9 protein-coding genes are annotated in these 11,535 nt (G+C 58.0%); 2 read left to right on the forward strand and 7 right to left on the reverse strand.

The genetic code is table 11. The annotated features are described in order from the left end of the window. Positions 1-18: 18 nt before the first annotated feature. From glpC to glpA, 3 genes are read right to left on the reverse strand one after another with little or no spacing between them, the layout of a single operon-like run. Entirely contained in the window at positions 19-1,209 is a 1,191-nt protein-coding gene (glpC, locus tag IM265_RS16620; protein WP_063943423.1) for an anaerobic glycerol-3-phosphate dehydrogenase subunit GlpC, read from the reverse strand. Then, on the reverse strand, positions 1,206-2,423 hold the full coding sequence (gene glpB / locus IM265_RS16625; protein ID WP_193030448.1) for a glycerol-3-phosphate dehydrogenase subunit GlpB: 1,218 nt from the start codon (positions 2,421-2,423) through the stop codon (positions 1,206-1,208). Before glpB ends, glpC begins: the two co-directional genes overlap by 4 nt. Next, positions 2,413-4,041 carry an anaerobic glycerol-3-phosphate dehydrogenase subunit A gene (glpA, locus tag IM265_RS16630; protein ID WP_193030450.1) on the reverse strand — a complete coding sequence of 543 codons (1,629 nt, stop codon included), beginning with the start codon at positions 4,039-4,041 and terminating at the stop codon, positions 2,413-2,415. Before glpA ends, glpB begins: the two co-directional genes overlap by 11 nt. 250 nt (positions 4,042-4,291) lie before the next feature. On the opposite strand from glpA, the gene glpT reads away from it, so the two are divergent. Both glpT and glpQ read left to right on the forward strand, forming a co-directional pair. Beyond that, positions 4,292-5,644, forward strand: coding sequence for a glycerol-3-phosphate transporter (gene glpT, locus IM265_RS16635; protein ID WP_028013908.1), 1,353 nt, complete (start codon positions 4,292-4,294; stop codon positions 5,642-5,644). Positions 5,645-5,655: 11 nt separating this feature from the next. After that, positions 5,656-6,708, forward strand: a complete 1,053-nt coding sequence (glpQ, locus tag IM265_RS16640; protein WP_193030452.1) for a glycerophosphodiester phosphodiesterase — start codon at positions 5,656-5,658, stop codon at positions 6,706-6,708. 23 nt (positions 6,709-6,731) lie between these two features. On the opposite strand, the gene yfaE is transcribed toward glpQ, so the two are convergent. The 4 genes from yfaE to ubiG all read right to left on the reverse strand — a co-directional run bounded on the left by yfaE (position 6,732) and on the right by ubiG (position 11,527). After that, positions 6,732-6,986, reverse strand: coding sequence for a class I ribonucleotide reductase maintenance protein YfaE (gene yfaE / locus IM265_RS16645; RefSeq protein ID WP_010433414.1), 255 nt, complete (start codon positions 6,984-6,986; stop codon positions 6,732-6,734). Further along, complete coding sequence (gene nrdB, locus IM265_RS16650) at positions 6,986-8,116, reverse strand: class Ia ribonucleoside-diphosphate reductase subunit beta (RefSeq protein ID WP_041908962.1); 1,131 nt, start codon at positions 8,114-8,116, stop codon at positions 6,986-6,988. Before nrdB ends, yfaE begins: the two co-directional genes overlap by 1 nt. Positions 8,117-8,165: 49 nt before the next feature. Further along, positions 8,166-10,451 carry a class 1a ribonucleoside-diphosphate reductase subunit alpha gene (gene nrdA, locus IM265_RS16655; protein ID WP_028013905.1) on the reverse strand — a complete coding sequence of 762 codons (2,286 nt, stop codon included), beginning with the start codon at positions 10,449-10,451 and terminating at the stop codon, positions 8,166-8,168. Between the two features lie 347 nt (positions 10,452-10,798). Continuing rightward, positions 10,799-11,527, reverse strand: a complete 729-nt coding sequence (ubiG, locus tag IM265_RS16660) for a bifunctional 2-polyprenyl-6-hydroxyphenol methylase/3-demethylubiquinol 3-O-methyltransferase UbiG (protein WP_020690665.1) — start codon at positions 11,525-11,527, stop codon at positions 10,799-10,801. Between the last annotated feature and the right edge of the window lie 8 nt (positions 11,528-11,535).

The following is an 11,535-nucleotide window of genomic DNA, read 5'->3' on the forward strand; positions in this document are numbered from 1 at the left end:
CTTTCGCCCCGGCAACGTTCAGCCCAGCGCTTTCGCCAGCAGGGTAATCGGATGTTCGCAGCGCTTGCTGGTGGACATCTCAATCTGCCATTTACAGGTTTCGCAGTCCGTCACCACGATATCCGCGCCGCTCTCTTCAATCTGGCGGAACAGCGGGGCGCCAATTGCCTGCGAGGTTTCGTAGTTTTCACGCTTAAAGCCGTAGGTGCCTGCGATGCCGCAGCAGCGCGAATCCAGCACCGTCAGCTCCAGCCCCGGAATTAACCGCAGCAGCTCCAGCGTATAGAGCGACCAGCCCATTTTCTCCATATGACACGGGGTGTGATAGACCACCTTCAGCGGCAATGTTCCCAGCGGCAACGTCTTTCCGCTGTCCAGCTTGCGCCAGAGGAAGCGCGTCGCCAGCTCGATGTGCTCGCGCAGTCCGGCGTTATCCACGTCCAGCAGGTGCGGATACTCATCGCGCAGGGTGAAGGTGCAGGTGGACGACGTCGCCAGCACCGGCATGCCTTTATCGACAATCGCTTCGCGCAGGGAGGTGACGTTGCTTTTGGCCTGCTTGCGCGCTTTATCGGTAAACCCGTTGGCAATCAGCGGCACGCCGCAGCACTTCTCTTTGCTAAGCAGCTGTACGCCGGTTCCCATGGCGTTCAGCACCTTCAGCAGGTCTTTTCCCAGCTGCGGGTGGTTGTAGTTCACATAGCAGCCGTGGAAAAAGGCTACCCGATCGTCGTACTGCGCCTGCTGCTCCGCGACGGTTTTATACCAGCGACGGAAGGTGCCGTGAGAATATTTTGGCAGGCTGCGGTGATGGTCTATTTTAAGCGTGGCATCCAGCAGCTGACGCACCGGCTTGAGTGAGGTTGCGGCATTCACCAGCGGGGCAAACGGCGTGGAGACGCTGCCCATCAGATCGGTATGGCTCAGGATCGCATCGCGCAGTGTCGGCTTTTGCGTGCTGTAACGCGCCCGGGCGCGCTGGATGATGTCGCCGATTTTCACGTCCGACGGGCAGGCGACCTCGCAGCGCTTGCAGTTGATGCAGTATTTCAGCGCCTCGTCGTACAGCCTGCCGTCCTTCAGGCGCAGGCGCTCACCGTCCGGCCCGGCCTGCTTTGGCCCAGGGTAGCGCGGGTTTACGCCGCTGACCGGGCAGACGGTGGTACAGACCGTGCATTTAATGCAGCTTTCGAAACGGGTATCGTTCATTGTTCAGCCTCCACGTGCTGGATAATCTGCTCGGCTACATACAGCGCCGTGACGGCGCAAACCCCGCCGCCGCATCCCTGGGGGATCGGATCGTATCCGCCCAGCAGCGAGCCGATGGCAAAAAGATTACCGACGGGTATACCGGAAAGCTGCGGATGTAGCCGGTTATCGACAATTACGCCAAACTGCTGCCAGGGCTGCGGCGTGAAGAAATCACACTGATACCAGTCCGCGCGGGAAGCGGTTTGCCGCACATCCAGCCCCATAATCGCTTCCCGGATGCCCTCCCGGCTGCTCAGCAGCCCGTTGCTGAAAAAGCTTCCGCTCGCCAGCACCGTATAGCGGGCGCGAAGCGGAATATCCTCATGGTTGCGCGTCCAGATTTCGCTCACCGCGCCGTCGGTCAGGGTGATTTTTTTCACCTCGTCACCCGCCATCCACACGCCGCCCTGCGCAACAAACTGGCGCTGAAGCTGGGTGTGCAGACGAATGCCGGGTACGGAAGGGGGAAGCGTCGGCAGTAAACCGAGCGTGCAGGGCAGACGATCCGAGAGCCAGCGCCAGAGCCGGTTGTCGTTTAAACCAAAGCAGGCGGGCATTAACAGGGCATCGCAGGTTTCACCGAGCGGCCTGAGCGCGTCATACAGCAGCGGCCATTTGTCCTCGTTATCCAGAAAACGGGCGATATTCACCGCGCGAAACTCGCTCGGGTTATCGCGCAGGATATCCAGCTCGGGCAGCTCTATTTCTGCCGTGTCGGCGTTGATGCCCTGGCGACAGAGCGAGGCCGCAGCGAGATGGGGTTGAAAATCCAGAAAGCCGCTAATACCCACCACCCGCACTCGTCCCGCGTTGACGGGGGCTACGGGGACTTCCTCCGGGCTGAGCCACGCGGAGCGCAGGGTGCCGAGCGGCGTGATGCGCTGGTGATTTTGCCTGGCGCTTCCCTTCAGACGCGCGCCGCAGCCCGCCAGCAGCGCTTCGGCTTCCAGCGCAAAGCGGTCAATATGCTGCGCGCCAACCAGGTGATAGGGGTGCTCCGGCGGCAGCCTGTCGCGGTACGCTTCGTCCACCAGATCCAGCGATCCCGACGAGAAGTGCAGGGCGCTCTGGCCACGGGTGATAATGGCGCAGCGCAGCCCCTGCTTCGTGAGTTTGATGCCGCAGAGCAAGCCTGCCAGCCCGCCGCCGACGATTACGGTATCAAATTTCATCGTGTTGCTCCTTCTCCAGGCCGCAAAGTCCCTGATAGACCCAGCGGGTAAATTCGCTTTCGCGCAGAGCATCGCCCCAGGCGACAGGCTGAATGCCTTTCCAGCGCTCGTTCAAAAACGCGCTGAGCTGATCGAGCGACTGGGTGGCGGTGGTGGTATGAAAACGCTGCAGCAGTCCGGCGGCACGACAGGCGCACAGTTCGCCCTGACAGGTCCCCATTCCGACCCGGGTGCGGCGACGGAGATCCAACAGGCTGTTGACCGTCAGGTTCTCTACCGCGTACTGCACTTCGCCTGCGGTAACGGCTTCGCACTCGCACACCAGGCTGCGGCTCAGTCGTCCTTCACCGAGCCACTGCGGCGTCCTGTCGCCGTGGCGGTAGATGGCCGAACCGCGCAGCGGCGCGGGCAGGGAGATGATTTTTTGCAGCGTTTTTTCGGTAGACTGGCGCGATCCCGGCAGCGGCTGTTCTGCGGTAACGCACGGTTCGGTATTTCCGAGCTTGCGGCAGACGGCATCGGTCGCCCACTCGGCCATCAGCCGGTAGGTCATCAGCTTGCCGCCGGTAATGGTGATAAACCCGTCCATGCCGTCGCGCTCGGCGTGATCGAGCAGCACGATGCCCCGGCTGACGTTACGTCCGCTCGGATCGTTATCGCTGGCGACAAGGGGACGCACGCCCGCGTAGGCGCGCAGAATACGCGTCTGCGCCATCACCGGCGCCAGCTTTTCCCCTTCGCGCAGCAGAATATCCACTTCTTCGGCGGTGACCCGGTTGACGTCAATGTCGCTGTAGTCAACGTGCGTTGACGTCGTACCGATGAGCGAAATGGTGTCGCCCGGCACCAGAATGTCGGCGTCAGACGGTTTGCGGCAGCGGTTGATGACGTGGTTATTGATGCGGTGATCAAGGATCAGCAGCGAACCTTTGGCCGGGAACATGCGGATGGATAAATCGGCGTATTCTGCGATGCGCTGGCCCCAGATCCCCGCCGCGTTGACCACCACGGCGGCGTGCAGCTCGCTGTGCTCGTTATACTGCGTATCAAACACCCGCACGCCGCAGATGCGATGACCCTCGCGGATAAGCCCGGTCACTTCATGTCCGGTCAGAATGCGCGCGCCATGCTCGCGGGCGTCCAGCATGTTGGCGGCGGTCAGGCGGAACGGATCGACGGTGCCGTCAGGCACCTTCACCGCGCCGATCAGCGTCGGGTTCACCGACGGCTCCAGCCGCCGGGCCAGCGCCGGATCCATAGACTCAGCCTGAATGCCCGCTGCAGTACAGGCGGTTATAAAGGTTGACTGAAAGGCGAGGTCATCTTCGGGAAGGGTAATAAAGAGGCCGTCGGTCGGCTCTATGCAGTGTCGGGCGATACGCTTGAGGATCTGGTTTTCAGCGATACATTCGCGCGCGGATTCACCGTCGGTGACCGCATACCGCGCGCCGCTGTGCAGCAGGCCGTGGTTACGCCCCGTCGCGCCGGTGGCGATATCGTGGCGCTCCAGAAGCGTGACGCTTAAGCCGCGAAGGGCGCAGTCGCGTGCGATGCCGGCGCCGGTTGCGCCACCGCCAATGATAATCACATCGCTGTAGCGTGGATCGTGAATTGTCATTGCCTTTCCTCTATGTTCGTTTTTTAGCATTTAGCCACATAGATCGTGTGGTTTGTTTGATTTCGAACATAAACGCGCGAAATTCGAAACTGAAACGTGATTTCATGCGCTTTTTTGCGCATTCTGTCATATTTCTGTAACAATCTGTGCGTTGATTCACAGTAACAAACCGCATGTTTTTTTAACATCCCCGCCTCTGTAACCGGGCGCGAGATGCCTGGTCATTTTTTGAAAGGCCACGGAGGCTGTTATGCTCAGTATCTTCAAACCTGCGCCGCATCGGGCGCGACTGCCAGAGGCAGAGATCGATCCTCTCTACCGCCGTCTGCGTTGGCAAATCTTCCTCGGGATCTTCTTCGGGTATGCGGCGTACTATCTTGTACGTAAAAACTTTGCGCTCGCCATGCCGTATCTGGTGGAGCAGGGCTTCTCTCGCGGCGACCTGGGCTTCGCGCTGTCGGGGATCTCCATCGCCTACGGTTTTTCCAAATTCATCATGGGTTCCGTGTCGGACCGCTCGAATCCGCGCGTGTTCCTGCCCGCCGGTCTGATCCTCGCGGCAGCAGTCATGCTGTTCATGGGCTTTGTGCCGTGGGCGACGTCCAGCATTGCCATCATGTTCGTGCTGCTGTTCCTCTGCGGCTGGTTCCAGGGGATGGGGTGGCCGCCGTGCGGACGTACCATGGTGCACTGGTGGTCGCAGAAGGAGCGTGGCGGCATTGTGTCGGTGTGGAACTGCGCGCATAACGTCGGGGGCGGGCTTCCACCTCTGCTGTTCCTGCTGGGGATGGCCTGGTTCAACGACTGGCACGCGGCGCTCTACATGCCTGCCTTTGGTGCTATTCTGGTGGCGATTATTGCCTTCGCCCTGATGCGCGACACGCCGCAGTCCTGCGGGCTGCCGCCAATCGAAGAGTACAAAAACGACTATCCGGATGACTACAGCGAGAAGCACGAAGAAGAGCTGACCGCGAAACAGATCTTCATGAAGTACGTGCTGCCGAACAAACTGCTGTGGTACATCGCGGTGGCGAACGTGTTCGTATACCTGCTGCGCTACGGCATCCTTGACTGGTCCCCGACCTACCTGAAAGAGGTGAAGCATTTCGCGCTGGATAAATCCTCCTGGGCGTACTTCCTGTACGAATACGCCGGGATCCCGGGCACGCTGATTTGCGGCTGGATGTCGGACAAAGTGTTTAAAGGCAACCGCGGCGCAACGGGCGTGTTCTTTATGACCCTGGTGACCATCGCGACTGTCGTTTACTGGCTTAACCCGCCGGGTAACCCATCAGTAGACATGGCCTGTATGATCGTTATCGGCTTCCTGATTTACGGCCCGGTGATGCTGATCGGTCTGCACGCGCTTGAGCTGGCGCCGAAAAAAGCGGCGGGCACGGCGGCAGGCTTTACCGGTCTGTTTGGCTACCTCGGCGGTTCCGTCGCGGCGAGCGCTATCGTGGGCTACACCGTTGACTTCTTCGGCTGGGACGGCGGCTTTATGGTGATGATCGGCGGCAGCGTGCTGGCGGTTCTGCTGCTGGTTGTTGTGATGATCGGCGAGAAACGTCACCACGCGGAAGTGCTGGCGCGTCGTCAATAAGGAGCATTGCGATGAAATTAACTCCATTAACCACCGGCCTGCTGCTGGCAGGCCTGATGACAGGCTCTGCCCTGGCGGCGGATAAAATCGTTATCGCCCACCGCGGTGCCAGCGGCTATCTGCCGGAGCATACGCTGCCGGCGAAAGCGATGGCCTATGCCCAGGGCGCGGATTATCTGGAGCAGGATCTGGTGATGACGAAGGACGACCAGCTGATCGTCCTGCATGACCACTATCTTGACCGCGTGACGGACGTGGCGGAGCGTTTCCCGGACCGCGCGCGCAAAGACGGTCGTTACTACGCCATCGACTTTACCCTGGATGAAATTCGCTCTCTGAAGTTTACCGAAGGCTTTGAGATTGAAAACGGCAAGAAGGTGCAGGTCTACCCGGGACGTTTCCCGATGGGCAAATCTGACTTCCGGATCCATACCTTCCAGGAAGAGATTGAGTTTGTTCAGGGGCTGAACCACTCCACCGGTAAAAACATCGGTATCTACCCGGAAATCAAAGCGCCGTGGTTCCACCATCAGGAAGGGAAGGACATTGCCGCGAAGACGCTGGAGGTGCTGAAACAGTACGGCTACACCAGCAAGAAGGACAAAGTTTACCTGCAGTGTTTTGACGCAGCCGAGCTGAAGCGCATCAAAACCGAGCTGGAGCCGAAGATGGGGATGGATCTCAATCTGGTGCAGCTGATTGCCTACACCGACTGGAACGAAACCCAGGAGAAACAGCCGGACGGGAAGTGGGTGAACTACAGCTACGACTGGATGTTCAAGCCGGGCGCGATGAAGCAGATTGCGCAGTACGCTGACGGCATCGGGCCGGATTATCACATGCTGGTGGCGGAAGGCTCAACGCCTGGCCACGTGAAGCTGACGGCGATGGTGAAAGAGGCGCACGCCAGCAAGATGCAGGTGCATCCGTACACGGTGCGTGCCGACCAGCTGCCGCCATATGCCACCGATGTGAATCAGCTTTACGAGGTGTTGTATAAGCAGGCGGACGTGGACGGGCTGTTTACGGATTTCCCGGATAAAGCGGTGACGTTCTTAAAATAGAAAAAGGGCCGTAAGGCCCTTTTTTACATCTCGATCTCAATATCGCCTTTTGCCCGGCAGCAGCAGGGCAAAATTTCCCCTTCACTGATAAAGGCCAGCGGTTCGGTCAGCCAGTCCACCTGGCCTGCGACCAGACGGCAGCGGCAGGAGCCGCAATAGCCTTCACGACACTGGTACTCTACCTCCACCTGATGCGCTTCAAGCGCCACCAGCAGGGAAGGATGCTCTTCCTGGCACAGCACTTCGGTGCCAGAAAGGCTCAGCGTTACGCGCGTCATCAGAGCTGGAAGTCGCTCAGGTCGTCGGTGTTGACTTCAGAATCAATCTGACCGACCAGATAAGAGCTAACTTCCACTTCCTGCGGCGCAACCTGCACGTTATCGGATACCAGCCAGGTGTTGATCCACGGAATCGGGTTAGAGCGCGTCTGGAACGGCAGGTCCAGACCAACCGCCTGCATGCGGATGTTGGTGATGTACTCCACGTACTGGCACAGAATATCTTTGTTCAGACCAATCATGGAACCGTCGCGGAACAGGTAGTCTGCCCACTCTTTCTCCTGCTGAGCCGCCAGCACGAACAGGTCGTAGCACTCCTGCTTGCACTCTTCAGCGATTTCCGCCATCTCCGGGTCGTCCGTACCGCTGCGCAGCAGGTTCAGCATGTGCTGGGTGCCGGTCAGGTGCAGGGCTTCGTCACGAGCGATCAGACGGATGATTTTGGCGTTGCCTTCCATCAGCTTGCGCTCGGCAAAGGCGAAGGAGCAGGCGAAGCTCACGTAGAAGCGGATCGCTTCCAGGGCGTTAACGCTCATCAGGCAGAGGTACAGCTGCTTTTTCAGCGCGCGCAGGTTCACGGTAACGGTTTTGCCGTTCACGCTGTGGGTGCCTTCGCCCAACAGATGCCAGTAGCTGGTCATCTCGATCAGCTCGTCGTAGTAGTGCGCAATGCCTTCCGCGCGCTTCTGGATCTGCTCGTTAGTGACGATATCGTCAAACACCACCGCCGGATCGTTCACGATGTTGCGGATGATGTGGGTGTAAGAGCGGGAGTGGATCGTCTCAGAGAACGCCCAGGTTTCCACCCAGGTTTCCAGCTCAGGAATCGAGATCAGCGGCAACAGCGCCACGTTCGGGCTACGGCCCTGAATGGAGTCCAGCAGCGTCTGGTACTTCAGATTGCTGATGAAAATATGCTTTTCGTGATCCGGCAGCGACTGGTAATCAATACGGTCGCGGGAAACGTCAACTTCTTCCGGACGCCAGAAGAAGGAGAGTTGCTTTTCAATCAGCTTTTCGAAGATGTCATATTTTTGCTGATCGTAGCGTGCCACGTTGACCGGCTGGCCGAAGAACATTGGCTCTTTGAGCTGGTCGTTTTTCGTCTGTGAAAAGGTGGTATATGCCATGAGTGTGTCCTGTCTTACGAAATAAAGGCGGGGATATCCCCGCCCTTCATTAGATCTTACATGCGCCGCTTTCGCAGCCATCGTCCTGAATTGACGGTACCAGGTCGTCCTGCGCGTCTTCTGCACCGTCACGGGTGTTGTGATAGTACAGCGTTTTCACGCCAAATTTGTAGGCGGTCAGCAGGTCTTTCAACAGCTGCTGCATTGGTACCTTGCCGGACGGGAAGCGCGTCGGGTCGTAGTTAGTATTGGCAGAGATCGACTGGTCGATAAACTTCTGCATGATACCCACCAGCTGCAGGTAGCCGTCGTTGTTTGGCATCTCCCACAGCAGCTCGTAGTTGTTGCCCAGCGTTTCGTAATCCGGCACCACCTGACGCAGCACGCCGTCTTTCGACGCTTTAATGCTGACGTGGCCGCGCGGTGGCTCGATGCCGTTGGTGGCGTTGGAGATCTGCGAAGAGGTCTCGGACGGCATCAGGGCAGAGAGCGTGGAGTTACGCAGGCCGTGCGTTTTGATGGACTCGCGCAGGCCTTCCCAGTCCAGGTGCAGCGGCTCGCTGACGATCGCATCCAGGTCTTTCTTATAGGTGTCGATCGGCAGAATGCCTTTTGCATAGGTGGTTTCGTTGAACCACGGGCACGCGCCTTGCTCTTTCGCCAGCTCGTTAGAGGCTTTCATCAGGTAGTACTGAATCGCTTCGAACGTCTGGTGCGTCAGGTTGTTAGCGCTGCCGTCGGAGTAACGCTTGCCGTTTTTCGCCAGCCAGTAGGCGAAGTTGATCACGCCGATACCCAGGGTACGACGGCCCATTGCGCCGCGTTTAGCGGCCGGGATTGGGTAATCCTGGTAGTCCAGCAGGGCATCCAGCGCACGTACCGCCAGCACGGCCAGCTCTTCCAGCTCGTCCAGGCTCTTAATCGCACCCAGGTTGAACGCGGAGAGCGTACACAGGGCGATTTCGCCGTTTTCGTCGTTCACGTCTTCCAGCGGTTTGGTTGGCAGGGCGATCTCCAGGCACAGGTTAGACTGGCGCACTGGCGCAACCGCCGGATCAAACGGGCTATGGGTGTTGCAGTGGTCAACGTTCTGGATGTAGATACGGCCGGTAGAGGCGCGCTCCTGCATCATCAGGGAGAACAGGTCTACCGCCTTCAGGCGCTGTTTACGGATGCTGTCGTCTTTTTCATATTTGGTGTACAGACGCTCGAACTCGTCCTGATCGGCGAAGAACGCGTCGTACAGGCCCGGGACGTCGGACGGGCTGAACAGGGTGATGTCTTCCCCTTTCAGCAGACGGGTGTACATCAGCTTGTTGATCTGCACGCCGTAGTCCATGTGACGCACGCGGTTGCCTTCCACGCCGCGGTTGTTTTTCAGTACCAGCAGGCTTTCCACTTCCAGGTGCCACATTGGGTAGAACAGGGTCGCTGCGCCGCCGCGCACGCCGCCCTGAGAGCAGGATTTTACCGCCGTCTGGAAGTGCTTATAGAACGGGATACAGCCGGTGTGGAACGCTTCACCGCCGCGAATCGGGCTGCCCAGCGCGCGGATGCGACCGGCGTTGATGCCGATACCGGCACGCTGCGAGACGTATTTCACGATGGCGCTGGAGGTGGCGTTGATGGAATCCAGGCTGTCACCACACTCGATCAGTACGCAGGAGCTGAACTGACGGGTAGGAGTGCGCACGCCAGACATGATCGGCGTTGGCAGAGAAATTTTGAACGTCGATACCGCATCGTAGAAACGCTTCACGTAGTCCAGACGGGTGTCGCGCGGGTAGTTTGAGAACAGGCAGGCAGCCACCAGAATATAGAGGAACTGGGCGCTTTCGTAGATCTCACCGGTCACACGGTTCTGAACCAGGTATTTGCCTTCGAGCTGCTTCACCGCCGCGTAGGAGAAGTTCATGTCGCGCCAGTGATCGATAAACCCGTTCATCTGCTCGAACTCTTCTTCCGTATAGTCTTCCAGCAGATGCGTGTCGTATTTGCCCAGCTCAACCATTTTCACCACGTGATCGTAAAGCTTCGGCGGCTCGAACTGGCCGTAGGCTTTCTTACGCAGGTGGAAAATCGCCAGACGCGCAGCGAGGTACTGATAATCCGGTGCGTCGCGGGAGATCAGATCCGCCGCTGCTTTGATAATGGTTTCGTGGATATCAGACGTTTTGATGCCGTCGTAGAACTGAATGTGAGAACGCAGTTCAACCTGGGATATAGATACGTTATTCAGTCCTTCTGCTGCCCAGTCGAGAACTCGATGGATTTTGTCCAGATTGATACGCTCGGTAGTACCGTCGCGCTTTGTCACCAGCAGACTCTGATTCATGTGGGTTTTACCTGTCCGTGAAATAAAAAATATCCCCCGCTTATCCACAGATCCGTCTTGTGACTAACTCTGTGGATAAATACTACATATAGGGGGTTTGCGATAAGAAAAACGCTATATGGTGAGTATTCTAGTATCGAATCTTTTCAGCACAAGGGTTGATTTTGAGGTTAAATTGAGGTTGTGAAAGGGTAAAAAAGCGTAAGTCCTCGTACCGTAAGGCCTGGAAGAGATGTCAATAATTTAGAAAAAAAATTCAAAATTTGATCGAGTGCTGATTTCTTCAACGGGAGGTCAGAATTGCGCAACATGATGTCGCGCAATCATTATAAGAATAACGGATGACGTTAGTCGTTTTTGGCGGTTGTATGCAACATATAGTTAACATCCACGCCCGGGGCAAGTTTGAATTTATCCGTTAGCGGGTTGTAGTGCAGGCCCGTGATGTGCTGCTCCTTAAGCCACGTCTGGTCAACCCAGCCCAGCAGTTCAGCAGGCTTGATAAACTTCTTCACGTCGTGCGTCCCTTTCGGCACCATGCGCAGCACATATTCTGCGCCGACCACGGCCATCAGCCAGGCTTTACCGTTGCGGTTAATTGTCGAGAAGAAGACCTGGCCGCCCGGCTTCACCAGTTTTGCACAGGCGTTTACCACCGACTGCGGATCCGGAACGTGCTCCAGCATCTCCATGCAGGTCACCACATCATACTGGTGGGCATGTTTTGCCGCGTGCTCTTCCACGGTTTCCTGCACATATTCCACCTGTATACCGGACTCCAGCGCATGAAGACGGGCAACCTGTAGAGGCTCGAAGCCCATGTCCAGGCCGGTGACGGTGGCCCCTTCGCGCGCCATGCTCTCCGCCAGGATGCCGCCGCCGCAGCCGACGTCGAGCACTTTCTTACCGAACAGACCGCCGGAACGCTCCGCGATATAGCCCAGACGCAGCGGGTTAATGCGATGCAGCGGTTTGAACTCACCTTCGAGATCCCACCAGCGGGACGCCACCGCTTCAAATTTGGCAATCTCTTCGTGGTCAACGTTGTGTGCCACCGGGGATTTTTCGGCATTCATGGGCGCTT

It is taken from the genome of Enterobacter cloacae complex sp. P17RS (assembly GCF_014895885.1).
In the GTDB taxonomy this organism is placed as follows: domain Bacteria; phylum Pseudomonadota; class Gammaproteobacteria; order Enterobacterales; family Enterobacteriaceae; genus Enterobacter; species Enterobacter bugandensis.

Bases quoted from the DNA above. Each gene is read 5' to 3' on its own strand.
- glpC (WP_063943423.1), bottom strand. From the start codon at position 1,209: ATGAACGATACCCGTTTCGAAAGCTGCATTAAATGCACGGTCTGTACC.
- ubiG (WP_020690665.1), bottom strand. From the start codon at position 11,527: ATGAATGCCGAAAAATCCCCGGTGGCACACAACGTTGACCACGAAGAG.
- nrdA (WP_028013905.1), bottom strand. From the start codon at position 10,451: ATGAATCAGAGTCTGCTGGTGACAAAGCGCGACGGTACTACCGAGCGT.
- glpT (WP_028013908.1), top strand. From the start codon at position 4,292: ATGCTCAGTATCTTCAAACCTGCGCCGCATCGGGCGCGACTGCCAGAG.
- yfaE (WP_010433414.1), bottom strand. From the start codon at position 6,986: ATGACGCGCGTAACGCTGAGCCTTTCTGGCACCGAAGTGCTGTGCCAG.
- glpB (WP_193030448.1), bottom strand. From the start codon at position 2,423: ATGAAATTTGATACCGTAATCGTCGGCGGCGGGCTGGCAGGCTTGCTC.
- glpQ (WP_193030452.1), top strand. From the start codon at position 5,656: ATGAAATTAACTCCATTAACCACCGGCCTGCTGCTGGCAGGCCTGATG.
- glpA (WP_193030450.1), bottom strand. From the start codon at position 4,041: ATGACAATTCACGATCCACGCTACAGCGATGTGATTATCATTGGCGGT.
- nrdB (WP_041908962.1), bottom strand. From the start codon at position 8,116: ATGGCATATACCACCTTTTCACAGACGAAAAACGACCAGCTCAAAGAG.